Genomic DNA, 25,140 nt, shown 5'->3' with positions numbered 1-25,140 from the left:
ATTAATACATCCATCAACATGGTAACCCATGAATTTGGCTAAATATCAAACTATAATCTACGGTTTATTTACCCTTCCTAAATGGTATTTGAAGATAGCCAGATCAAGGCAAACAATCGTTAGTCTCGAAGATACGCCTTCTCCAGCAAATAGAGCGTTGTCACTGCCGTTCGCTATTCGTCCGTAAAGCTTTTCTGAGTGGTATTGATCATGCAGCGGCTGAAAAATTTCGAGCCTCGGCGTGAGTGGGTTGACTCTCGAATTCTTTAGCTTACCACCATCTTTGCCATAGGTATCTCTTCTAAGCTATGACTTAAAGACTTTAAATGCACATTGCTGACACAGGCGTTTGTTAAAGGAGAAGACTGATCATCTCCTCAATCGCTAGACACAATTGATCAACACAATTAACCCACTCAATCAGCCCCACAATCGCCAGGCTAAACCTGATGCGCGTGAGGTGGCTTGTTGGCTGGCTTTTTCAAATATGTTTGCGCTGCCTAGGCAATAAAAATGGTTTTTGGCGCGGGTGATGGCGGTGTATACCAGCTCTTTAGTGAGTAACTGCCATTGGGCGATGCTAGGGCGTATGGGCAGCACAAAGCTGACTTTATCAAATTCGCTGCCCTGGCTTTTGTGTACTGTCATGGCGTAGCAGGTTTCGTGGCTTGGCAATCTGGCGGGCAACACTTTTAATAAGCTGCCATCTGCCATGACAAAATGGGCCATTAAGCGCTCTGGTTTATTGCGGTCTTGTAAAATTAAGCCAATGTCGCCATTGAATAAGCCTAGGTTGTAATCGTTACTTTGAATAATGATTGGCCTGCCGAGGTAAAACTCACCTTGAGCATGGATTGATCGGGCTTGTTTTAGGCTTTCTGTCACCGCAATGTTGATGCCTTCAACGCCAAATTCACCGGCGCGCATTGCGCATAAAATACGGTATTGGTTAAAGCTGTCGATAATGGCTTGTTCGCTGTGTGGTAGCTCAATTGGTGCATTTTGCTCTGGATCTGTGTGTTGCTGAGCCTGTGACAGTATTGCCTGTTGATTGGCGTTAACTTGCTGCAAATACTCACCATAAGCTTGTACCGACAGCGCCAGTAATTGCTGTTTCCCCGCGTTTTCACCTTGGGCATTTTGTTGGTGTTCATACCAATTGAGCTCGGCGTGTTGCTGGCGCCACACCTGACGGATAGCAGCCACGTTAGCCTGATTGACGGCATTTGCTAATAAGCCAATACCTGCATCGCCTTTAAAACGATGACTGTGCATTAACATGCATAAGCTGTCGCCGATTTTAGGTTGTGGGTGAATAAATTGACTCACATCCTGGCCTGTCAATTGGCCAATTTGTTGCGCCTGGGCCTGGCTGTAACGCATTGACCACGGCGAAGACGCAGGTGAGGGCATATTGTTTTGCTCATGCTTTAAACCAATGCAAATGTCGGCTAATACAGCGCCAGCCTCAACGGAGGCAAGCTGGTCTTGATCGCCCAGTAAAATCAGTCTGCCATGAGCGGGCAAGGCGCTGAGTAGCTTGTGCATCATAGGTAAATCGACCATTGAGGCTTCGTCGACCACTAATAAGTCGAGCCGTAATGGATTGTCTTGATGATGCCTAAATTGATGCGAGTTAGGAATAACGCCCAATAGCCGGTGCAGTGTTGAGGCTTCTTCTGGAATGTTGTTGAGCGCTTCAATTAGCACTGTTGCAATGCTTTGGTTGGCTAATTGGGTCAACTCTTTATGCAAACGCTGTTTTGAGGCTTTAATCGATTCACTTAAGCGTGCAGCGGCTTTACCGGTTGGCGCCACTAGGCGAATGGTTAAACTCGATTGGGTAAGCAGCAACAATAATAACTTGGTTACCGTGGTGGTTTTACCGGTGCCAGGACCGCCAGTGATTACCGCTAATGCGTTGATGAGCGCGGTTGCAGTGGCGATTTTTTGCCAATCGATAGTGGCTGAATTATCCGTTTGTTTAGTGGGAAATAAGCTGTCGATAAGCTGTGGCAATTGGCTTTGGCTTAACTCAATACTGATTTGCTGGCTGGCAAGCTGGATCAGCTTATTGGCGACTTGGGTTTCAAAAAAGTGGTATTTATTAAGGTATAAACGCCCATACTCTAAAATTAATGGTTTATTGTCACCGGGTAAACCGACGGCATCAAACTGACTGATTTGCTCAACCAGTTGACTGTGGTTTAGGCTGATTTGGCAGTTAATTTGTGCATATTTGTGGCTGTCTTCTGCCATTGGGTTGGTTAAATTAATTTGATCTATAACCAAACAGCTGTGCTGATTAGACAGCTGCTGGCTTAATAATGCACACACTAACAAAAACAGCGATGTTGCACTGTTATCTGGCTGTAATGGCTGTTGCACGTTTTCAGTATTTGCAGCTGTGTTCTGTACAGAAGTGTCAGCCGATACCTGCGTCGGCATAGATTCAATACTGGCAAGTTCAAGAGCAAAATGGCGATCAAGTGGGGTTAATAGGCGCTGTTGTTGCCATTGTTTAAGCAATAAGTCGATAGGTTGACTGAGCATTAGCATGTTGGCGTCTCCAAAACAGCGTGAGTCGCATCGCCATTAAATAGGCTGTCGAGTTGCTCAATTAACGCTTGTGGTGGTTTGTCAAAAAACACGCCGCTGCCAGGGTGTTCTGGGCTCATGCCGCGTAAGAATAAGTAATAGCAGCCGCCTAGATGTTGCTGGTAATTATAACTGGGTAGGCGTAAGCGTAAATAACGATGCAATGCCAGTGTATACAAGATGTACTGCAAGTTATAGCGGTGGCTATTAATGGCTTGTGCCATGGCGCTTTCGCTATAGTCGCTAAACTTGTCGCCAAGGTGGTTAGACTTATAATCGGCAATGTAATAGCGGCCCTGGTGCTCAAAGGTTAAATCGATAAAGCCTTTTAGCATGCCTTGCAAGGTATCAAAGTCGAGCCCGGCGACATAGCCATGCTGCTGTAAAATGTGGTTGAGTTGCTGCGCTTGTAAGGTGGAGATAGGCAGATAAAACTCCATTTCGACACTGGTTTGTTTTGGCGGCAATTGCATTAGGCTAATGGCATCTGAGTCATTGTGAACCGATTGATGTTTGGCTAACGGGGTGGCTAAAATATGTTGATACCACAGGCTTAACGGTTCAAACCATAATGTTTCATCAAAACCATATTGTTTCATGGCTTTTTGCAGTGCGCCGGCAAGTTCGGTGTCTGCATGGATAAAATCAAATAACTCTAACACCAAGTGCATAAAGCTACCGGCGTTAGCGCCTCGCTCAAAGCTAAAGCGGTCGAGTTGTGGCTCAATGAGTTCGTCATCTTGTAACTGCAATTGCAGTAGCTCATCGCTAAAGTCTTCATCATCAGCACCCGGGGCGACGCGCTCATGGGGCAAGTGTTTCACGAGGCCTGAGTAACTGCCGACTCGCCAGGCTAAACTTGGCTTACGCGTGACCTCTTTAGCGCTTAAATGCATATCGCTGTCATCTATGCTGGCTAAAACCGAGGTATCAATGTTGTCGCTTATTTGGCTTACGCTGATGGCATCAATTGTAGCGATTTTGTCGACCTGCGCTTTGATTAAACTAAACTCAGTATGTTTGTCGATAATCCCCAATAAATAGCCAATTCCGGTTTCGTGCAGTTGGCTGCTGATGCCCGCTTTGAGCTTGCGACTTTGATTGGCAATGTATAAATAACACACATAAATCGGCCGGGTTAAGGCTACGTACAATAAGCGCAAATCTTCGGCGAGGGTTTCTTGTTTAAGTTGTTCCCAGCCTTCATCTGTTGCGTCTATGTCCCACACTAATTGCTCATCTTGGTGATATAACATCGGTGACGGACGACGGCTGTTATTTCTGGCGAGGCTGATAAATGGCACAAAACACACAGGGTATTCAAGCCCCTTACTTTTGTGGATCGTCACAATTTGCACCAGGTTCTGTTCGCTCTCTAAGCGCAGCTGTTGTTCATCGCCACCTTGACTGTCGATAAGTTGTTGCTCATACCAATTGATTAAAGCGCTACTGCCGTCAAGCTCAGTGGCTTTTTGCTGCAGTAACTCGGCTAAATGCCTAAAGTCGGTAAGGCGGCGCTCGCCCGAACCTTTACTGTTTGCTGCCGTGTCAGTGTCGTCAGTATCGTTAATGTGATCGCTTTTAAGCTGTTCTGCTTGCGACAGATAACGGTGGATTAATTGGGTTTCGCTAGCAAAATTAAGCAGCGCTGGCATCACGCCGCGTTTAAGCCATAATTCATGCCAGTGAATAAATTGATTGAGCACCTGTTGGCGCTGTTCTTCATCCTGGTTAAATTGATGAATTTGTAATGCGCTGTAGCCCACTAACTCGGTAGCGAGGGCTGCACGGATGGCTCGTTCATCTTTTGGGGTGGCGAGGGCGTACAACAATAGCGCCATTTCACGTGCTTCTAGGGTATTAAACACACTGTCGCGACTTAAAAATACTGCGCCAATTTTTCGTGCTGATAGCTCAGCTTTCATCACCGCGGCTTCGTTACGGTCGCGCACTAACACGGCAATGTGTTTCGCTATGAGTGGTTGAGATTGCGCTTTGTTGTTAATGGTGCACAACCCTTGCTGCGCTTCGGTTAATAAGCGTTTTATTTCACTGGCGGCATCGGCGGCAAGTATTTGTCGGGCGGTGGCTTTATTTAAGCCAAGCTCAGTGTCTTCGGCGAGTAATTTAATCCGTAACGCGCTTAGGTCTGTATTGGCTTCTTTTAGCTGTTTATGAGCCGAAGCAGGTGGCGTATTGACTTGATCGTAAGGGATTTCATCGCTAATAAACGGATTGCTGTGCTGACTAAATAATTGATTGACGCCGTTAACTAACTTGGTTGATGAGCGATAGTTTGTCTCTAAATTATAGTGCGCTTGTGTTTGCTGCCTAGCGGCAATATAGGTGTAAATATCGGCGCCGCGAAAGGCATAAATCGCTTGTTTAGGGTCGCCAATCATTAACAAACTGAGCTTGGCTGTTTGCTGGCTGTTTGCTTGGTTATCCAAAGCTTGATCAGGGCTGTTTACATCAACTTGCTCAGGGCTGTTTGCTTCAATCTGCTCAAGGCTGTTCTGTGCCACAAGTTCAAGTTGGGAGGCCTGTGGTTGCTGGTAGACCTGGTTAAAAATAGTAAATTGCAGCGGATCGGTATCTTGGAACTCATCAATTAATGCCACCGGAAATCGCTTGGCTATTGCCTGGCCCAAGGTGTGCGGATTTTGGCTTAATGCCATGGCTAAACTGAGTAGCAAATCATCGGGCGTCATTAAGTTGCGTTGCTGCTTTTGCCCGGCAAAACGCTGGCGGATCCCTTCACGAGCGCGCACTAAAAATGACGGAATTAATTGATTAATGAGCTCAAGTAATTTGTCGATATGTTCAAGTAAGGGCGCTTCAGCTGCGCTGGGTAGTACACCGCCTTTGTTGAGCTTAAGATCAGATAATGCAATTTGTTCTAAGGCTTTAATCGGCGGCAATCCCTGACCGAATGTTGCCCAGTTGCTTATGTCGTCAAACACCTTGGCAAGCTTAGGGTAACCATCGCCTGCTTTGCCAAAACGTTGGCCGTTGAGTGGCAGTTTATGCAGTAATGTTAAGGTTTGCTCGTGCTGAGATTTCCACAGTAAGCTAAAACGATTTAGGCTTACGTTCAACTCTGAACTGAGTTTATCAAAGGCCATTGGTTGATTTGACAATTGAGCCTGGCTGGCGCCAAGTAATGGCCGTAAACTTTGTGCCAGGGCATCGGGCTCGGCAAATTTATCGCTAATGGCTTCGGCTAAAAAAGGCGGCAGCGGATAACAGACTTCACGCCAAAAATCGCGCACGGCGTGATGTAAAAACTCGCTATCATCAAGGGTAAATTCTGACTCAAACAAGAGTGAGGATTCAAAAGCCATGTCGGATAAAATACGCTGACAAAAACCATGAATAGTAAAAATGGCTGCTTCGTCTAACGATTTTAAGGCTAAATCTAGGCGACGAAGCGCGATAGGGCGCTCATCTTCGCTAATGTATTGATATAGCTGTTCAATAAACGGATCGTCAATCGCTAAGCCTAAAAAACGCTTAAACGCGAGGTTGATACGTTTGCGGATCCTGTCGCGCAGTTCTTCTGTTGCGGCATTGGTAAAGGTTACTACCAAAATTTGCTCACAACTCAGTGGTGAATTGCCACCATGACCGAGTAATAAACGTAAGTACAAACCCGATATAGTGTAGGTTTTGCCCGTACCTGCGCTGGCCTCAATTAAGCTTGAACCTGCAAAAGGCAGAGTTAGAGCATTTAACGCGCTGACTTTATTATCGCGGGTGGCTAACGTCATTCTTGAGTTCCAGAAGCCTTCGGGGCAATCGATTTTACAACATTTTTCGAGGCGCTTTCAGAGACAAAGCTTTCAAGTTCTGCCAATTTATCTTTGTGATACAGGCTTATCATTGGCTGTAATAAATGCTCGACCAGTTGGCCAAAACCTTCCTGGCTAAAATCATCGGGGAAGTTAAATAAACGCTGATTGTGCGGGTCAAAGGCTTCGCCAAATTGGGTTTGGCCATCGTCCCATTTCGCTTCAGCTTTAAGCAGTTTATCTTCGTGCTCACCTTCAGCTTCTGCGTAAGCAAAAGCGGTTTTAGGCATAAAGCACAGTGGTTGGCGCTGGCCTTGAATAAAGCACACAATAAAGCGCATCAGTTGTTCGCGGGCTTGTTCGGCGGTTATTGGCGCAAAAGCGTGAAAGTGGCCAATGTCGAGTAAGTAACTGTAGCCTTGTTTGGCTTTATGTTGCGCAGTTGGCACTACTTGATCTGCCATGGCATTAAGGCATAAGTGACGTAAATACACTCTAATAAAGTCGCGGCCATGTGCGGTGCCCGGGCGATAATTAACTAAACCTTTTGGCAAGATATCGTCTATGCGGCCAACCAAATTAACCCGAATTTTTGAGGCGTTATTTTCAGTGTCTGAATCGAGATTTAAGTCGAAATTAAGGTCGACATTCACCGTATACATCGGTTGCTCGTCTTGCAAAAATTGCACCCGATTAATCAATGGCACAATGTCGCGTTGATATTGGGCGAGTAAGATATTATCAAATGGTGCCATCGGCAGCTCACCACTGGCTTTAAGGCGGTTAATCAGCGCGTCGTTTGGTACGCTGAGCTTGTTGTCGATGGCATTATCTATCATCGATAATTGCAATATAAAGCGCTCTAATGCATTGAGACTGAATGGCTCATCGTTATCGTCTGCTTGAATATCTAATGATAAATCCACTTTTAAACTGCGATTAAAAAAGAACTGAGCTGGGTTTCGATAAAAGCGGATTAGCGATGACAGCTCTAATTCGACCACTTTAATGCCTTGGTTATCAATATGAGTATGGGCAAACACTTCGTCGGCTTGTTCGGCTGATAATGGCAATGGTTGCTTGAAAAATGGCATACTAATCGTTCCTTGTTTAGCGGGTGGACACCACTGTGAATTATAGCTTTGCTGTAGTGGGTTGTTATTGCGGTTTATGCGAAATAATTTAGCATCAAACGGTTGTAATGGCTGTGCTTGGATCAGCTGCTGTAACACGTGATTGTCGGCGTCATCATTACTGACATCATGACCTTGTTTAAGCTGATGCTTAAGAGTAGAGGGTAAATAGCTTAATTGGCAATATTCAATTAATTCAGATACCAACATCGAGGCGATACGCTCGGCATTGTCTCGTTCGCTGTGGCCAATATAACTGATATACAGTTGTTGCCTGGCTGATAGCAGCGCTTCTAAAAATAAGTATCTGTCGTCTAAACGGCGTGAACGGTCGCCTTTTTTAGGACCAAAGTGAGCCATTAAATCAAAACCAACAGGATGTTGCACTCGAGGGTATACGCCATCGTTCATGCCTAATAAGCACACGACGTTAAATGGAATTGAGCGCATTGGCATTAAGGTACAAAAGTTAATGCTGCCGGCAAGGTAGCGTTGGCCAACACGAGACTCGGTAAGGCGTTGGTTAAACCATTGCTTTAATACTTCAATATTGACCTGACCTTGATGTCCGGCGCTTTCAAGCTCGGTTTCTAATACGACCAAGGCGTCACGTATTGCTTGGATTTGCTCGCGTTCGTCATCATTGGTGTCGTAACAGTCTGCCAATAATTGCTGTAATTGGGCCAAGCGTTGTTGGGTGCTAAAGTCGCCGGCAAATAAGTTGTAATAGGTGTCGATGGTTTCTAAAAAGTTGAGCAATTTACCCAGCGCTTGCGAAGACTGCCCCTCAATACCCTGTACGGTTAAGGTGTCTCGATATATCTCCGCCTGGTCGTTAAACGCATAACCTAAGATCAAGCGTTTAATGCCAAATGCCCATGAGTTTTGCGCAAAGGGCGCCACGCCTAATTGGCTGCGGGTATCTTGATCGCGGCCCCAGCGAACATTGGCCTGATCTAACCAACGGCGAATAAGCGAGAGTTCGTCATCATCTAGATCGAAACGGCGTAAAATAGCCGGCACCTCTAAAATACTGACAATCTCAGTTAAGCCAAAGCGACTCTGATTGATATTAAGTAACGTTAAAAAGCTATTAATAAGCGGTGACTCTTGCGCTGCGCCGCGATCGGCAATGGCGTAGGGCAGGTAATAGTCGCCTTTTTGTGGATTGGTGTCGGCAAAGTATTGGCTGTTTGCTGTGCCAAATACGGCGTCGATAAACGGCGCATATGCTGCGACATCAGGCATCATCACCACAATATCTTTAGGGCGTAAATTACTGTCACTAGACAACAACTCAAGCAAATGATCGTGCAGGGTTTCGACTTCTCTTAAGGCACTGTGACAACTGCGAAGGGTAATTGAATTGTCGTTAGTGTGGAGTTCTCGTCTGGCGCCCAAGTCTAAGTAAATATCAGCATCTGGCCCTAATGGTTGCCCGAGGGTTTCCATTTGTAAAATATCGTATTGCACGCCATGCAGTAAGTTGTCTGGTGTGGGTTCAACATAACAATCGTAGCCAAAGTCGGTGTGCTCGGGCGGCAAACTGAGCATTAAATCGAGTAATTCGCGACCCATTTGACCATTGTTGGCCAGTAAAGGATTACCCACTTCTAGCTTGTCTTCCCAGCCCTGATCGAGTTGTTTTTTGTTAGCATATTGCAGTGCCATGCGCGCTCTGGCTTTGGGCTCGATGATGTCGCCCCAATAATGCTGACACGGGCTTAGCGATAACATGATCACGTCTATTCTTGAGGCTAAATGGTAAAGCACCTCAAGGGTTTGTGGCGGCATGGATGAAATACCAAACACATATAAGCGTTCAGGTAACATGGATAAATCGGTGGCGGGGTTTATCAACGCGGCCAGTAAATCGGCGTGTAAATTAGCGCGATGATAATGGCTAGCTTGTAGCTGGTGGCGATTATAATCGACCAGCGCGCGCCACAATATAGGTTGCCAGCGTTGATTGTCATCGAGTTCTAGTTGGCTATTGATTTGGCTCAGAGGCAGGTTTTGCTCCCAGGCTAAAATCCACTCAGGGCGATACACCAAATATTGGTCAAAAATATCGGCAATACGGCCACATAATTGAAATAACTTAATCGCCTCATGAGCGGTGTCGTTAGTTTGCAGTGTGTGGCTGGTTTTACTGGCACCTTCGGCACCACTTGTCGCTTCGAGATCGATGACTAACGCGTCGTTCAGATTGTTGTCTGGGCTGATCTGCGGGCTTAAATATTGCTTTAATGGGCTAAAGTCGCTGTTGTCTAGCAAACTTGGCAATAAATCCATTAATTTCCAGGTCATTGCCGCTTTAGTAAACGCGTTATCTTTTGGCACGTTAGGCAGTAAGTCATGGCATAGCTGCCAGGTAAAACTCGATGGCAGCGGAAAGGTCAGCGCCGCCGCAATGCCATTGTGCCTGGCCACTTCTAATCGTAACCAGGTCGACATTCCGGGACTTTGCACCAGAATATGTTCACCGCTCAATACACTCAGGCTATCGGAGCTAATCGCCAGCAGTTTTGCTAGCTGTTGCGATAACACTTCCATTTGATTTGATTGAATTAAGGTAAGCATGAGCCACTCGCTGATTCGACATTAATTCATTCTATGGACTCTAGAGAATTTCATCAATCAAAACTGTGCTTATTGATAATATAGCCTGCTGTTTGCTGAACAAATGTGCATAGTTTTACTCAACTTATGCAGCGGATCAACTGCGCAATAAACGTAGGCGTAATTTACGGTATAAGCGCATAAATTGTTGCTGTTGTTGCTGGCTTTGCTCTGGCGTCAGCGGTTGATATTTGAGTGCCATAAAGGCCTGGCTTAATGCGTTAAAGTCGGCCGCTAAACGTGGATGCTTGTCACTGAGACGTGCCACTACATCGTTAGCGTAATCTTGTGGAGCCTGGCCTTGTGGGCGCGGTATACCTCGTTTAGCTAAACGCTGACACACCAACTGATAGCGTTTGTTCAGCGGATCTTGTAAGGTATTTTGAGTAAATAATCCGGCATAGTAACCAATTACTAAGGCAATGATGATAAAGCTAAAAATCATCATTAAGGCAATTTTACTGCTGGTGACTTCGCCAAGCAGTTTTGATAACACCTGCTGTTTTCGGTCTTCATCAAAGCCCAGTACCCATACACTCCAATAGTAATCGAGGCTCGAGAGTTGCTGGCGTAAATCGTTAAGCCAGGGGTATTGCTTCATTCTTAAGGCGCTAAAAGGGCTGTCTTGCAGGTAGCTACTTTGGCTGTCGAATGTGGCATCAAAACCATCTAAAATGCGTTGTGGTGCAATCATGGCGGTTGGGTCAAAACGCTGCCAGCCTTGACCTTCTAACCACACTTCTGTCCAGGCATGGGCCATGTATTGATAAATGCTGTAATAGCCTGCTTGAGGATTGTATTCGCCGCCTTGATAACCGGTCACCATACGGGCAGGCAAGCCGCTTGCGCGGGCCATAAACACTAATGCCGAGGCGTAATGTGCACAAAATCCGGCGCGGTTTTCAAATAAAAAGTCATCAATTTGCTGCTCGCCCACAGTCGGTGGGCTTAACGTGTAGTAATAGGCTTGCTCGGCAAAGTAATTCATCATCGCGTTCATGCGCGCTTGTGGCTCGGGATAATCTTGCGCAAATTTGTCTGCCAAGGCTTGGGTTTTAAGATTACTGTTGGGTGGCAATGCCAAATTCAACTTTTTGGTATTGTCTTTTAACGTTAGCTCCATGACATTGTCTGGATAAGAAGTAACGCGATAACTCATACGCTGATCGACCGGCCTGAGGGAGTATAAGCGGTAGTCTGGCAGTTCAACGATTTGGCTGTTGTCGCTAAAGGCTTCGTCGAGACCATATAACCATTTTTGATGGCTTGGCTCGCTAATCACCACGTATTCAATTTTACGGTTTTGCCCCGTTATTACGGCTTTGTCACGTTGTGTTTTTTGAAAATAAGCTTGGCGCTGTATGTTTTTAATGCTCGGGTCCTGGCGCCATGTTTTACCATCATAGTTTTCCATCACTAGGGTACGCCAGTACAAATCTTGATTGGCAGGGCCTAGGGTTGTGCCGTCTGGGTTGTCAAAACCGACGCGAAAAGCCAACTCTGCTGAGCGGGTGAGTTTATTAATATCGCCAAAAGACATTTCATCAGACAAGCCTGTGGTGGCCGATTTCATGTTGGGCACCATCCACAATGGGCCCAAACGTGGAAATACGATAAACAATAATATGGCTAACGGTAAGCTATGAAGCACCAACTTAACGCTAAAGCCAAGGTTGGCGAATTTATTGGATTTGTCTTGGTATACGCTAATTAAAATGCCGGTGTTAATCACGACCACGGCTAACAAGTGCAAGGTATTAAGCATGCCTTGTTGGTCGAGTAAGGTAAGAGCAATTAAGAAATACCCAACTAATACGATGGCTTTTACATCTCGCTGTTCACGCATTTCGATGTATTTAAGGGCATAACCTAAAATCAGTAAGTTCACTAATGCGTTCAGTAAACCGATTTCAGATGAGACTAAGGCGAGGGTCGTTGCCGCGCCGATGGCCAGTGATGTCACTAGTAACTTTGGCGGTGCCGCCACTTTACCCAGGTAAATACCGACTCGCCAAACAAAACAAATAGCACAAATGCCGATGCTCCACAGCGTGGCTTGTTCATACAGCGGGCTTAATACGGCAACATTAGTTACTAATAACCAAAACAAGGTATTACGGCTGATGATGGCGTCAAAGTTATCTTTCATTATGTCGCCTCTGCATCGATGTTAGCTGAGCCTGAGGTAAAGTCAGGATTGATGCTGGCATAACCTTGATAGGTGGCAATAGCCGTTTGGCAGGCTATACGGTGAGCTTCACCTGTGTGTTGGTTTATCACAGTTTGCCCAAGTACGAGGCCAAAGATTTGCTGTGTTTGACTGAGTTTATCCACTTGCCAGGCTAAACGACTAAGTTGCTGCTCTATATCTTTGCCATTGGTATTGGCCAAGGTTAACCACACGGGTAAGCCTTCTGGCTCGGCAAATTCTTTTGACAACATACCTTTGTCTTGCGCCCATTGTTTCCAAGCCACTTGTTTGAGTGATTCTCCCGGAACATAAGCGCGTAGGCCTTTGTAATCATCCACCCCAGGTCGTAATTTGCCATGTTCATATTGGCTGTCGCTGTCACTCACTTGGCTAGAGAGCACAATGTCACTGGCTTCGGGTTTGGCAAAAATCACATGATGAATATCAAGGTCTATATACGACCAGGCGCGGCATAACCCTAGCGGAAAATTGGATGACACTTTAATACGTCCGGGATTTAAGTGCCCACGTTTGGGATGCTCAAACGGTACGGTCGCTATCGATTGCTGCTCCATGTGTTTTAAGCGCACATGGCGCTGCTGGCTAAACTGCAAACAGATTTGTTGATGAGTAGTGTCTTTATGTTTGTTGCGTGTATTGCCGGTCAACATGATAGGAAAAGGCGTGCTGTCGCCTGCATAGGCTATGGGTGGATTGACGGCATTAAAGCTGAGGCCTGCAAGGTTTTTGTAGCTGTAAATAATGCAGGTATGAAACACACTGGCAAGCAATAAACTTAAGCCAATCACCAAGTTGTTTTGATAGTTTGTGCCAAACAAGTACAGCAGCACAATTAGTCCCATCCAAAATACACCAAAACCGCTGGGTAAAATAAAAATACTGCGATGACTTAAGGTGATGTGCTTTTGCGGCGGTAAACGCCTGGTGAGCCAACGATCCCAACGTTTAGTCATTGACACGGGGATAAGACGTTGTAGCCACGACGGTTTGCTATAACCTGACTGAGCTTTGTTGGCGTTATGTTTGCTCATGTTAACGGTTGCCCCTTGGCGTTAGCGAATAGGGTTAACGCTAGCAAGGATAGTGTCAGACAATGCCTGACCCTGAAACTGACTGCTGCTGCGAATACGATGTTCTGCAACTGAAGCAAATACCGCTTGAATGTCTTCTGGTACCACATATTGACGTTGATTAATAAACGCCCATGCTTTTGCGGCTTGCAACAGTGCAATACTGGCCCTTGGCGATAAACCGCTGGCAACATCGTGCTGGCGTGAAAAATCGACTAAGGCGATAAGGTAATTAAGTACCGCATCCGACGCCGACACTTGTGCCACTTGTTGTTGAAGTAATAACAACTCTTGTGGCGTGATACATTGAGCCAACGCTGCTTGTTTAGTGGCTTGAGTGTGGGTTTTTAGCATGGCCAATTCGGCGTCATGACTTGGGTAACCAATCGAAATTCGCATCATAAAACGATCAAGCTGTGATTCTGGTAGCGGAAAAGTACCGGCTTGATCTAACGGGTTTTGGGTGGCGATGACAAAAAACGGTGAACTTAAGTGATGAGTAATACCATCGATAGTGATTTGTTGCTCAGCCATGGCTTCAAGCAGGGCGCTTTGGGTTTTTGGGCTGGCACGGTTGATTTCATCTGCGAGCAGCATTTGATTAAATACCGGCCCTTTATGAAACACAAACTGTTGCTGCTCTTTACTGTAAATTGACACGCCAAGAATGTCAGCTGGCAGCATGTCGCTGGTAAACTGGATACGCTGATAACTCATGCCTAAACTGCTGGCAATGCCTTGAGATAAGCTAGTTTTCCCCATGCCAGGCAAGTCTTCAATCAGTAAGTGACCTTTGGCAAGGATACAGGCAACCGCGAGCTTAATTTGCTCAGGTTTACCTAATAATACTTTACCAAGCTGTGAGATTAAGGTTTCGATAGTTGATTGCGACACGAACGCTCCCAGTGTATTAACCTCAATCAATTGAGGTTGTAGCTAAATGGTGGGTTACAGATTGATGGTGAAAAAGCACATCAATCTGTAACGTTACCCTGAGAGCGGGTGTAAATCTAGTATTTGTCGCTTAGCTCTTTACTGCTAAACATGCTGTCATTTGATTGACCATTTTGTTGGAAAATCATGCGATAGCTCAATACTGCTTGTACATACTCTCGGGTTTCGGTGTATGGAATCGTTTCAATAAATGTCATGGCATCTAACGTACCGTTTGATGCTCGCAACCAACGGCGAACACTACCAGGGCCTGCATTATAGGCGGCGGTGGCCAGTACTCGGTTGTTGTTAAATTGCTTTAGCAGTTCACTGTAATAGGCACTGCCTAGCATAATGTTAACGTTAGGGTCGTATAAGTCTTTTACGTCGTTATAAGCAATTTTGTTCTTTCGCGCAGTTTCTTTTGCTGTTGCAGGCATTAATTGCATTAAACCCCGCGCACCTACGCCCGATGTAGCATAAGGGTAAAACGCACTTTCGCGGCGCGATATCGCTCTGATCTCATCGATATTGAGGTTATATTTTTTACTGGCTTTGATAAATTCATCATTGGCTGCCAGCGGGAAACGCAGGGCTAAAGAGTCCCACAGCTTACCTTGAATACTCGACTCTACACTAAAGCCATGCCAGCCTTGTTGCAGTGCAAATAATCCATATTGTGCAGTGAGCTCGCTATTGTGACGGCGCATTAAATAAACCCACTCATTACGAGCATCAATGCGTTTGTCTAGCGCCATTAACTCAATAACACGAGCTAAGCCTTTATCTTGGTCGAGCTGTTTTTGCAGCTCTGAATTTGGGGTTAAGTTATCGTTGTTCATCGACAGCGGATTACCTAAGGCTTCAGCGGCACTAAAACCATAAAAGTTACGTTGGCTGCTGAGCGCCGACTGTAATTCTGTGGCTTTGGTTTTATCTTTGCGTGCGGTCATTTTGGCTTGCCAGTACATCCAACGCGGATTGGCTTTGCCCTGGTCGCTTAATAAGGCTAAATATTTATTGAGCGTGGTGTAATCAAGTTCACGCAAGGCCCAGCGCATACGCATTTCATATAAGTCGTCTGAATCTAACAGCGGCAGCATATTGTCGATATGATTAACCAATTTCTCGTCTTGTTTGATTAAGGCTCTGCGCACTAAATAACGGTTTAATTCGCTACTTTCAGTATCGCTAAAACGATTGGCTTTTTGGTATTTAACATAGAGTTTAATGGCTTGATGTAAATCTCGCTGAGCAAGCTTGCGTAAACCCGCATCTACAATATCGCCGACAATCGGTTTTGAACTGGTAAACTTATTCATATGGCGCAAAGTATTAGGGTCACGATACACCGACATAAGCAATTTAGCTTCGCGACTGTGGGTGGTTACTTTTTGTGATAAATAACTTAATAAACTGCTTTGCCCTGAATGAAAACTCAGTAGCAAGCGTTGCCAAATAACTTCTTGAGTGCGATAACCCGCTTTAGTCCACTTATCAAATACTGGGTCGCATTCATTTGGGCGTGAATAACCATAAACCCATAAGCGTTCAATGCCTTGGTATGCCATGTCTTTATTGCCCGCATCAAGCTGTGCCTGGTAGTAATAACATTGCAGACGGATATCGTTTGGAGTGTTTGGTGAAATCACCAAAAAATCTTGCCAGCGCTGCTTTTTACCGGCATTGAGCAAGTAACGATAACGGGCATTGTTATACAACGGCGTGGTATCAAATTGATTAATCGCATTAAGCGCAGTATTGCCTGGCGATTGAACGATTTGGTCAATAGTGGCGTGGTAATCAAGGTAAACGGTTAGCGGATAATCGGCTAATTGCTTGCGTAAGGTTTCATATTGCCCCAGCTGTTTTTTATCCAACGCTTTGCGCGCATCAAGATAGGTTTGTTGTTGCTGCGTAAGCGCGCTGGCCTGGCTGATAAAAGCCAAAGGCGAGGCCAGGATCAACAAGCCGGTGAATAAAGTGTTAGCCAAAGTGTTACGCATTTAAATGAGAATCTCCGCCTCAATACATCGTTTGCGATAATAATATATATGGTTTACTTACGTGTGAGCTTAACTATTGCGCGCATTGATTAAATAAAGATTAATCTACTCGTTAATCACAATATTTATGCTACCGATTGTGTTTATTATCTTAGTTTTTTTATTGCATTGGTTTTTTATTGCACTGGTCTTGTTTATTACATTGATTGCTCAGCCGCGGTTTCTACCGACTCGTCCAATGCTTTATTAAGCAGTTGTCGGTCAATTTGCTTGCTGGTATCAACGCCAAGTTGCTGCATAAAATGCGCTTGTCGGATTAAGTTACCTTTGCCGGATGACAATTTCGCCATCGCACTTTGGTAGCTTTTGTCGGCGCCTTCTAATGCGCGGCCAAGCTTTTCCATGTCTTCTAAATAGCCACAGAGCTTGTCGTAAATTCGACTGGCTTGCTTGGCAATATTTTGGGCATTTTGGTTTTGATATTCGTAGCGCCAAATATTGTTAATGGTGCGTAGTGCTACCAATAAGTTAGTCGGGCTAACCAGCATAATATTATGCTCGAGGGCAAAGTTGACCAGGCTAGGGTCGTATTCAATGGCTAACAAGAAGGCGGGCTCAATAGGAATAAACATCAACACATAATCAAGGCTCTTAAGCCCATGCAGTTTGTGATAATCCTTTTGGCTCAGCCCTTTAATGTGCTGCCTAATCGACAGAGCATGTTCTTTGATGGCCTGTTCACGAATATCTTTGTCTTCACTATTAAAGTAGCGCTCGTAACTCACGAGTGACATTTTTGCATCAATCACCACATCTTTTTGTTCTGGCAGGTGGACGATAACATCGGGTTTAAATCGTTTGCCGTTATCGTCTTTTAAATCTTGTTGAATATGGTATTCGTGACTTTCACGCAGGCCGCTTTCTTGTAGTACACGCTCTAAAATGACTTCGCCCCAATTGCCTTGCTGCTTATTATCACCCTTTAAAGCTTTTGTGAGATTAATGGCATCCTGGCTCATTTTCATATTGAGCTCGCGCAGGTGGTCTAACTGGTGTTTTAACGCACTGCGTTCAGATTGCTCATGAGTGTAAGACTCTTGGATTTGTTGCCTAAAGCCTTCAAGCTGTTGCTTTAACGGCCCAAGCACGCCGTCCATTTGCGAGACATTTTGTTGTTTAAAGTTTTCGCTTCGCTCATCAAAAATGCGGTTAGCCAAGTTTTCAAATTGCAGTTTAAGGCGCTCTTCGGCTGACTCAAGTAAGGCGATTTTGTCTTCTAATGATTTTTGCTCGGCTTCAGCTTTAACCAATATGGTTTGCTGGACAGCATTTGACTTAGCAAGGTTAAGTTGAGATTCCATCAGGCGGTGCTGAGTGTCTGTTAATTGCTGTTCTACTGTGTAGACGCGATCCGCTTTGGCTTCGGCCGTTGAGAGTTGCGAAATCAAACTCTCAATTTTAGTTTGCAGGTGATTACTGTGATCGATTTTGTCATCGAGCGTGTCTTGTAATCTGGCCAATTCAGCGTGGGCTTCGTTCACTGCCGTGAGGTTTTCTTGTTCATGTTGAAGCTTGAGCTGCTCCCAACGCTGACGAGTTAACCGTTGGTTGATGAGTGCACCAATTAAAAAGGCAAGAAACGCGACCGCAATCAGCGCTGCAATTTGAGGAGGAGTTAACGACACAGCAAAAGGCATAACAAAAACCGATAGAAAATAATGGCTAAGGGTCGCACGGCTAATAACTGCCTGCAAGAGGCAAAATCAGGATTTGATGATTTTTTATTGTTAATGATTAAATTTAAATCTAATCCAACGCTCAAGCCGTATAGTCATTGATACCAAGTTGTTTATAAATACGAATTAAGGTTATTTTGAGTTAAATTGAAATAAATACTTAAGCTTACCTGTCTAATAGTGACATAAGGCAAAAATTTATAATATTAATCCAATGACGGCATTTTAAGAGGTGATCCATGGCGCGTAAAAACCGATTTACTCCAGGCATATTACAACGAGCTCCATGGCATGTAGCTGATAATCAAGTCACACCAGAGTCGGTGTTTAATGACCGCCGCAATATTATAAAAGCCTTAGGTTTAGGGGCATTAGGTGCCAGTTTACCTGGGCAGGTGCAAGCGGGCATATTTGATTTGTTTGGCGAGCAAAAAGCGAAGAACCCTTTTACCACCCAAAGCTTAAATTATTCAACGCCGCGTCAATTTGTTCTGCCAGATGTGAAAACGCCAGAAGATAAAGTTACCCGTCATAATAATTTTTATGAATTTGGTACTGGTAAGTCTGACCCATATGATAATGCACAAGGTTTTAACGTCGACCCATGGACATTGGTGATTGATGGTCTTGTCGATAAGCCGATTACGTTAGATTTACAAGCGTTAACCAAGCGTTTCGCCCTTGAAGAGCGAACTTACCGTTTACGTTGTGTTGAAGCCTGGTCGATGGTGGTTCCGTGGGTTGGATTTTCACTGGCAACACTATTGAAAGAAGCAGGGGTTAAATCCAATGCCACTCATGTGGCGTTTGAAACCTTATTTGATCCAGAGCAAATGCCAGGGCAAAAAAGTCGTCTAATGGGCGGCGGTATTCATTACCCTTATGTTGAGGGCTTAACCATTGCTGAGGCTATGAACGAACTGCCGTTTTTAGCGGTTGGCCTTTACGGTAAAACCTTACCGCCACAAAATGGCGCACCCATTCGCTTAGTCGTGCCGTGGAAATATGGCTTTAAGAGCATTAAATCTGTTGTGCGTATTCGAGTCATGGACAAACAACCTCCCACCAGTTGGAATCAACTGGCGTCAAACGAATATGGCTTTTATGCCAACGTAAACCCTGAAGTGGATCATCCGCGCTGGTCGCAAGCAAGTGAGCGAAGCATTGGTGAGGGCGGACTCTTTTCGGCTAAGCGTATTCCTACACAAATGTTCAATGGCTATGGTGATTTTGTTGCCGACTTATATAAAAACATGGATTTAAGGAAGTTTTACTAATGCGTTTAAGCCCCCGTGGTGTGTTTTGGCTTAAGGTGATGTTGCACATCGTATTTTTATTGCCTGCATTGTATCTTGTAGCGTTAGTGCTAACAGATAATGCCGGTGGCGATCCGGTGCAATATATTATCCATTACACCGGAATGGGGGCACTAAACAGTTTACTGGCGACCTTGCTTATTTCACCTATTGCCAAACGGTTTAAAATGGCTGCATTGATGCAAACTCGCCGTTTAGTCGGCTTGTATGTATTTGCATATGCACTGTTGCATATTAGTGCTTTTGTCAGTTTAGACTTACTGTTTGCTTGGGGATTATTATTTGAGGAAGTGATTAAACGGCCGTACATTTTAGTCGGTGCAGCCGCGTTGATTATTGTGACTTTATTGACGTTAACATCACCACTTAAAATCAAACGCAAAATGGGCAAGCAATGGCAGTCATTACATAATTGGATTTATGTGGTTGCGCTGTTGGCGCCGATCCATTTTTACTGGTCGGTAAAGTCGGAGATTATTGAGCCGAGTATTTATATTGCAGTATTCGCCGCGTTATTGTTTTACCGCAGAGCCAATATTAAAAAATGGCTTATGCCAAAGCGTTAATGAACTTGTTTTTAATGCTTTGGATTAGTGAGTGTCTCGGACTAGTTAACTTATTGGATTAGTGACGTAATCTATGGTTTAGGCCGTTAGTGCAAAAAGCGGCAAATAAGGTAAATAACATCACGCCAGCCATGATTATTGCCAGTCTGAGCCAGGGTTCTGACAAGGTAATGCGCATATCAATAAAGTTAAATGTGGTCACAGCCCAAACAAAAATCACGCTCAGCACTAAGGCGAACTTAAGTAGTTGGCTAATGACATTGTGGCGAATAAACATTAACAACGGCATGATAGCAGCGATGATAGCCCATTCGGTTTGGCTAAAACGTAGAAAGTGTGCGCCTAACAATAGAAAAGCTAACGTAATGATGATTACTCTCCACCACATAATGTTGCCTCCAATGATACGTCAAAATCACAATGAATTTGAGTCACTAGCATAGGCGGTATTGTAAATACATTCCTGATGTTTGCTCACATATTAGTCATGTTTAATTGCTACTAAGGCACGTTATCTCTGCTTGTCACTTTTGTCTTTGGCTGACGACAAGGTGAGCTAATCCCAGTAATAAACCCCAAACCGCCGCTCCAATGCCTAAAAAAGTGATCCCTGACAAGGTGCAAACAAAGGTTAATAATGCCGATTCTCGGTATTTAACCGCATCAAAAGCACTATGCAGGCACAACAATAAGGTTCCCATTAGCGCCAACCCTGCAAGCATATCGCCAATAGTTGTTGGCAATGCCATAAATAATGTCACAACCGCGCCGGCCCACAATCCCGCAATAATATAAAAGCCACCGGCCCATAATGTGGATCGATATCGCTGCTGGGGATCATCATCAACACTGCTATCCATACAAATGGCTGCCGATATTGCCGCCAAATTAATGCTAAACACACCAAACGGTGCCAATAACATAGTTGATAATCCGCTGCCAATCAGTAACGGCGAGCCATGAGCGTGATAGCCTTTCTCAGTATCATCTTTATTTAAATAACCATAGCTTTTTAGCATGGAGAGTCCCGGTAAGTTTTGCGACAACATGGTAATAATGTATAGCGGAATACTGATATTGAGGATTGGCAATAGGGTGAATTCGGGTGTTATCCAAATGGGAGAGGCGATGGATAAGTTGAATTGCTGGCGTATGGCGCTGTTAAATACATCAGCCTGAATGGCATACCCTATAGCAACGATTAATAAGATGGCCATGGCGTATCGGGGCAACCATTGTTTGGCCAGCATAAAGCTGATGAACAACAAGCAAAACAACATGGGCTCATCGGATAATGGTATAAAGGCTTTAACACAAAAGGGCAGTAAAATTGCCGCTAACATGGCAGCAGCCAGTGCTGGTGGAATAGAAGATAACAAACGCGTTAACGGTTTAATGAACCCGCTTAAGGTGATTAACCCCGCTGAAATAATATACGCTCCAATAACCTGGTTTAAACTGAACTCACCGACTACGCCAATTAACATTGCCGCTCCGGGCGTCGACCATGCAGTCAGGATTGGTGTTTTGTAATACCAGGAAAAACCAATGGATGTGACTCCCATCGCTAATCCCAACGCCAATAAACTGCTACTGACTTGTGCAGCATTAGCGCCAGCCTGTGTCGCCGCCTGAATAACAATCATGACTGAGCTGGTATAACCGACCAGTACCGCCGTAAATCCAGCTGAGATATGGCTAGTTGCAATGCCTTGTTTACTCATAATAAAGTCCATTTTGTTGCATTGCACGAGTCTAAAAGAAGGATGTCTGTCTTTTTGTGCGTTAAAGCGCACATTAATGAAGGTGGAATATATCATCGGATGCTATAACGCACAAGATGTTAGGGTAGGCATTAAAATGACGTATAATTGTCGTTAATTTGATTCAAATAGCGTTAGCACATTATGAATATAAAAAACCACATGGCAGAAAATTTAAAAGCATTGCGTACAGCGAGGGCGTTAAGTTTAGATGCAACTGCAAAATTAACGGGTGTATCAAAAGCAATGTTAGGCCAAATTGAGCGTCAAGAATCGAGCCCAACCATTGCAACATTATGGAAAATAGCTAGCGGCTTAAATACGTCTTTTTCTGCCTTTATGACATCTCCGCATGGTGAGATAACCAAAGAGCAAACCTTCCCAGATGATCCTAACATGCTCATAAAAAGCGTATTTACGTTTAATCCTGATACGCATTTTGAGATGTTTGAAATCACCCTAAACGGATATCACCAGCAAATGTCAGCACCCCACAGTGTCGGGGTGATTGAGCATGTGATTGTGCTAACAGGGGAGCTATCTCTATTGAGTGGTGGCGAGTGGCAAACCTTGACTGTTGGCCAAAGTAGCCGTTTTTTTGCAGACCAGCCTCACGGATATCATGCCTTGAGTGAGACAGTGGTATTTCAAAATATTGTCAGTTATCCACTCAATCGTTAAGTTATTTTTTCGATTTTTCTAATGCTTCAATCTCTTGCCAAATACTTTCCGACTCAGCGGTTAATAACGAGTAAGTTTTAATGTCGCCTTTACGCTGTGCTTGCATGGCTTGCTCGAGTTTTTGGTCGTAGGTTTTACGCAGTTTTTTAGTTGGATCTGATTTTAAAAATGAAAACATCGTCTGTCTCAATCTAGTTATGTGGCTGATAACGTTCAATACGAGTCAAGCTAGGATTTGGTCTAGTGTGGATGAATAATATCTCCACATTTGACGTAACCGATTAAACCTAATGGTGAAAACCCAGAGTATATGCCGATAACCCAATGAGTGGTATTTTGTTGGCAGTATAGCCAATCACACCATCAATAAGATGGCATGATTGGTCGTTAATGTTTAGGCATTGCAGGGCTCGAGCGGAGTCTGTTTGTTGTTCATTTGCAGATAACTAACCACCCACATCATAAATCCACCCATAAACAGTGCCGCGGCGACATAGCCCGTTTCGTTTGGCATTGCGCCATTGGCAATGGCTATGCCCCCAAGCCAAGGGCCGATAGCATTGGCGGTATTGAATGCGCATTGCACTAACGCACCAATCATAGCGTGGCCATTAGGTGACACATCCATTAATAAACTTTGAATGAGCGTGGCTAACCCTACACTACAACCGATAAAGAATATCACCACATACAATAGGTTAATATTGTAGCTGGCATTCACATAAGCAAAGGCAAATACGATGCTGCATATTAACGCGAGTCCGGTGGTTTTTAATGCCGAACGATCAGCCGCTTTACCCAGCACATAATTGCCTAAAGTACAGCCAATACCAAACATCACCATGGCGATTGAAATGGTGTAAGCAGGGGTTTTAGTGACCACTAAAATAGTGTCTGCAATATACGTGTATAAACAAAATACTCCGCCAAAGCCAATGATCACGATACCGAGAATTGACCACACTAACTTATTTTTTAATACGCTAAATTCATTGAGTAAGTTTGAGGGTTGGTTATTAGCAATGCTAGGCACCACAACATACACACAGATAAAAGCAACCAATGCCAGTGCAGAAGCACCCGCAAGACAGTAGCGCCAGCTGAGGTTTTGGCCCACTAATGTCACAATCGGCACACCAACAATAGTGGCAATCGTTAAGCCCATAAACACTTTTGACATATAGCTGGCACGTTTATTTTGGGGCGCGATATCTGCGGCCAATAAAATAGCGGCACCAAAATAAGCGCCGTGGGGCAGGCCGCTTAAAAATCGAAATGCGATGAGTTGTTCAAGTGACGTTGCCATAGCACTTAAGCCATTGGCAACAAACATTAAGCTTAAAAAAATCATTAATGCGTGGCGTTTTTTCATATTGGCGGTGGTCAGCATTAAAATGGGCGCACCAACCACCACACCGATGGCATAAGCACTAATCGCATAGCCACTTTGTGATGGCGTAGAGGCAAAGGTTTCGCTAATGAGCGGCAGCATGGGCATCATTGAGAACTCAGATAACCCTAAAATAAAGGTTCCCAGAGCAAGTACGATTAATATTCCACTACGATTGAGTTCCAATGCGGTGTTGTTTGCCGATGTCATAAAAATCCTATAAATGAAAAACAAAAAGGCCAGCAGAGCTGGCTCAGTTATCGATTTAGCGATGATATTAAAAGAGTATAATTACAGGTGATGTAAACCCATTTACATGCTGAAGATTAATCTTGCCAGCGCTGTTTAATGTACAAAATACTGGGTAAACATTGTTGAAATAACACCACTAAATCTGGGTCGAAATGAATTCCGCTTTGGCTTTCAATAAAATCCATCGCTTGTTCTACTGTCCAAGCTTCTTTGTAAGGACGCTTGCTGGTAAGTGCATCAAATACGTCTGCAATAGCAACAATGCTCCCTTCAATCGGAATTTCATCGCCTTTTAAGCCATTAGGGTAACCGCTGCCGTCAAACTTTTCGTGATGGGTCAGTGATACCACTTTAGCCAATGCGATTAAGTCTGAATCGGAATCACCGAGAATTTCTGCACCAATTTCTGGGTGAGTCTTCATGATGGTAAATTCTTCGTCAGTAAGTTTTCCGGGCTTGAGCATAATGCTGTCGGGAATACCGATTTTACCAATGTCGTGCATAGGCGCTGCGTGGAGTAAATTGTCTGCAGCAAACTCTGAAAAACCGTAGGCTAAGGCAATGATTTTAGAGAAATGGCTCATGCGCATAATGTGCATGCCGGTTTCATTGTCTTTATATTCTGATGCGCGGCCTAGACGTTGAATGACTTGTAAACGGGTACGGCGCAAATCATCAGCTTGCACTAATGATAAATGTGTTTTTACACGAGCTTTAACGACGGCCGTGGAGATAGGTTTAGTAATGTAATCAACCGCACCTACGTCAAATCCTTTGGCTTCATCAACTTCATCATTCAATGCGGTGACAAATATAACTGGCACGGCTTTGCTCAGTGGATCAGCTTTAAGTTGCTCACACACTTCAAATCCGGTCATCCCAGGCATCATGACATCGAGCAAAATCAAGTTTGGCAGCTCTCGTTGCACTAATCGTAGGGCTTCTTCACCACTTTTGGCAAAAATCAGCCGATATTGGTCCTCAAGTATTTTTTTCAATACTCTAAGGTTTGCTGGTTCATCATCCACAATCAGGATGGTTTGTTTACTGTCTTGTCGGTTAAATATCATC

16 protein-coding genes are annotated in these 25,140 nt (G+C 44.5%); 3 read left to right on the top strand and 13 right to left on the bottom strand.

All coding sequences use genetic code 11. The features are described from left to right. Positions 1-420: 420 nt before the first annotated feature. The 8 genes from recD to rmuC form a co-directional block, all read right to left on the bottom strand. Positions 421-2,559, bottom strand: a complete 2,139-nt coding sequence (gene recD, locus ACROAE_RS04745) for an exodeoxyribonuclease V subunit alpha (protein WP_432399812.1) — start codon at positions 2,557-2,559, stop codon at positions 421-423. Further along, positions 2,553-6,368, bottom strand: coding sequence for a UvrD-helicase domain-containing protein (locus ACROAE_RS04740; RefSeq protein ID WP_432399811.1), 3,816 nt, complete (start codon positions 6,366-6,368; stop codon positions 2,553-2,555). The genes recD and ACROAE_RS04740 overlap by 7 nt, the downstream gene beginning before the upstream one ends. After that, the gene (recC, locus tag ACROAE_RS04735; RefSeq protein ID WP_432399810.1) at positions 6,365-10,105 is read right to left on the bottom strand and encodes an exodeoxyribonuclease V subunit gamma; all 3,741 of its coding nucleotides are present in this window, start codon (positions 10,103-10,105) and stop codon (positions 6,365-6,367) included. The genes ACROAE_RS04740 and recC overlap by 4 nt, the downstream gene beginning before the upstream one ends. A 136-nt stretch (positions 10,106-10,241) precedes the next feature. Next, complete coding sequence (locus tag ACROAE_RS04730; protein ID WP_432399809.1) at positions 10,242-12,293, bottom strand: transglutaminase TgpA family protein; 2,052 nt, start codon at positions 12,291-12,293, stop codon at positions 10,242-10,244. Beyond that, positions 12,293-13,387 (bottom strand): DUF58 domain-containing protein, encoded by a 1,095-nt coding sequence (locus ACROAE_RS04725; protein WP_432399807.1) that lies wholly within the window; start codon positions 13,385-13,387, stop codon positions 12,293-12,295. Before ACROAE_RS04725 ends, ACROAE_RS04730 begins: the two co-directional genes overlap by 1 nt. A 21-nt stretch (positions 13,388-13,408) precedes the next feature. Continuing rightward, entirely contained in the window at positions 13,409-14,320 is a 912-nt protein-coding gene (locus ACROAE_RS04720) for an AAA family ATPase (protein WP_432399806.1), read from the bottom strand. 116 nt (positions 14,321-14,436) lie between these two features. Then, a complete protein-coding gene (locus ACROAE_RS04715; RefSeq protein WP_432399805.1) occupies positions 14,437-16,365 on the bottom strand; it encodes a transglycosylase SLT domain-containing protein in 1,929 nt (642 codons plus the stop codon). 197 nt (positions 16,366-16,562) lie between these two features. Beyond that, positions 16,563-18,062 carry a DNA recombination protein RmuC gene (gene rmuC, locus ACROAE_RS04710; RefSeq protein ID WP_432399804.1) on the bottom strand — a complete coding sequence of 500 codons (1,500 nt, stop codon included), beginning with the start codon at positions 18,060-18,062 and terminating at the stop codon, positions 16,563-16,565. Between the two features lie 278 nt (positions 18,063-18,340). Here rmuC and msrP point away from each other — a divergent pair, with 278 nt between their 5' ends. Both msrP and msrQ read left to right on the top strand, forming a co-directional pair. After that, positions 18,341-19,378 carry a protein-methionine-sulfoxide reductase catalytic subunit MsrP gene (gene msrP / locus ACROAE_RS04705; protein WP_432399803.1) on the top strand — a complete coding sequence of 346 codons (1,038 nt, stop codon included), beginning with the start codon at positions 18,341-18,343 and terminating at the stop codon, positions 19,376-19,378. Next, positions 19,378-19,983, top strand: coding sequence for a protein-methionine-sulfoxide reductase heme-binding subunit MsrQ (gene msrQ, locus ACROAE_RS04700; protein WP_432399802.1), 606 nt, complete (start codon positions 19,378-19,380; stop codon positions 19,981-19,983). Before msrP ends, msrQ begins: the two co-directional genes overlap by 1 nt. A 58-nt stretch (positions 19,984-20,041) precedes the next feature. On the opposite strand, the gene ACROAE_RS04695 is transcribed toward msrQ, so the two are convergent. Together ACROAE_RS04695 and ACROAE_RS04690 are read right to left on the bottom strand one after the other, a co-directional pair. Next, complete coding sequence (locus tag ACROAE_RS04695) at positions 20,042-20,371, bottom strand: hypothetical protein (RefSeq protein WP_432399800.1); 330 nt, start codon at positions 20,369-20,371, stop codon at positions 20,042-20,044. A 136-nt stretch (positions 20,372-20,507) separates the two neighbouring features. Next, positions 20,508-21,803 (bottom strand): benzoate/H(+) symporter BenE family transporter, encoded by a 1,296-nt coding sequence (locus ACROAE_RS04690; protein ID WP_432399798.1) that lies wholly within the window; start codon positions 21,801-21,803, stop codon positions 20,508-20,510. Between the two features lie 84 nt (positions 21,804-21,887). On the opposite strand from ACROAE_RS04690, the gene ACROAE_RS04685 reads away from it, so the two are divergent. Beyond that, positions 21,888-22,427 (top strand): helix-turn-helix domain-containing protein, encoded by a 540-nt coding sequence (locus tag ACROAE_RS04685; RefSeq protein ID WP_432399846.1) that lies wholly within the window; start codon positions 21,888-21,890, stop codon positions 22,425-22,427. A 1-nt stretch (position 22,428) separates the two neighbouring features. Here the strand turns inward: ACROAE_RS04685 and ACROAE_RS04680 are convergent, their stop codons facing one another. The 3 genes from ACROAE_RS04680 to ACROAE_RS04670 form a co-directional block, all read right to left on the bottom strand. Beyond that, positions 22,429-22,605 (bottom strand): DUF6435 family protein, encoded by a 177-nt coding sequence (locus tag ACROAE_RS04680; RefSeq protein WP_160053294.1) that lies wholly within the window; start codon positions 22,603-22,605, stop codon positions 22,429-22,431. Positions 22,606-22,821: 216 nt separating this feature from the next. Next, entirely contained in the window at positions 22,822-24,027 is a 1,206-nt protein-coding gene (locus ACROAE_RS04675; protein ID WP_432399796.1) for an MFS transporter, read from the bottom strand. 116 nt (positions 24,028-24,143) lie between these two features. Then, complete coding sequence (locus ACROAE_RS04670; RefSeq protein WP_432399794.1) at positions 24,144-25,139, bottom strand: response regulator; 996 nt, start codon at positions 25,137-25,139, stop codon at positions 24,144-24,146. Position 25,140 lies beyond the last annotated feature (1 nt).

Source organism: Shewanella sp. MF05960, assembly GCF_050849305.1.
Lineage (GTDB): Bacteria > Pseudomonadota > Gammaproteobacteria > Enterobacterales > Shewanellaceae > Shewanella.
Note: the sequence above shows the minus strand (reverse complement) of the source record. Positions and strands in the feature narration are given on the sequence as shown.

Coding starts and splice junctions, on each gene's coding strand:
- ACROAE_RS04670 (WP_432399794.1), bottom strand. CDS start 25,139: ATGATATTTAACCGACAAGACAGTAAACAAACCATCCTGATTGTGGAT.
- ACROAE_RS04675 (WP_432399796.1), bottom strand. CDS start 24,027: ATGACATCGGCAAACAACACCGCATTGGAACTCAATCGTAGTGGAATA.
- rmuC (WP_432399804.1), bottom strand. CDS start 18,062: ATGCCTTTTGCTGTGTCGTTAACTCCTCCTCAAATTGCAGCGCTGATT.
- msrP (WP_432399803.1), top strand. CDS start 18,341: ATGGCGCGTAAAAACCGATTTACTCCAGGCATATTACAACGAGCTCCA.
- recC (WP_432399810.1), bottom strand. CDS start 10,105: ATGCTTACCTTAATTCAATCAAATCAAATGGAAGTGTTATCGCAACAG.
- ACROAE_RS04730 (WP_432399809.1), bottom strand. CDS start 12,293: ATGAAAGATAACTTTGACGCCATCATCAGCCGTAATACCTTGTTTTGG.
- msrQ (WP_432399802.1), top strand. CDS start 19,378: ATGCGTTTAAGCCCCCGTGGTGTGTTTTGGCTTAAGGTGATGTTGCAC.
- ACROAE_RS04680 (WP_160053294.1), bottom strand. CDS start 22,605: ATGTTTTCATTTTTAAAATCAGATCCAACTAAAAAACTGCGTAAAACC.
- recD (WP_432399812.1), bottom strand. CDS start 2,559: ATGCTAATGCTCAGTCAACCTATCGACTTATTGCTTAAACAATGGCAA.
- ACROAE_RS04690 (WP_432399798.1), bottom strand. CDS start 21,803: ATGATATATTCCACCTTCATTAATGTGCGCTTTAACGCACAAAAAGAC.
- ACROAE_RS04740 (WP_432399811.1), bottom strand. CDS start 6,368: ATGACGTTAGCCACCCGCGATAATAAAGTCAGCGCGTTAAATGCTCTA.
- ACROAE_RS04725 (WP_432399807.1), bottom strand. CDS start 13,387: ATGAGCAAACATAACGCCAACAAAGCTCAGTCAGGTTATAGCAAACCG.
- ACROAE_RS04715 (WP_432399805.1), bottom strand. CDS start 16,365: ATGCGTAACACTTTGGCTAACACTTTATTCACCGGCTTGTTGATCCTG.
- ACROAE_RS04695 (WP_432399800.1), bottom strand. CDS start 20,371: ATGTGGTGGAGAGTAATCATCATTACGTTAGCTTTTCTATTGTTAGGC.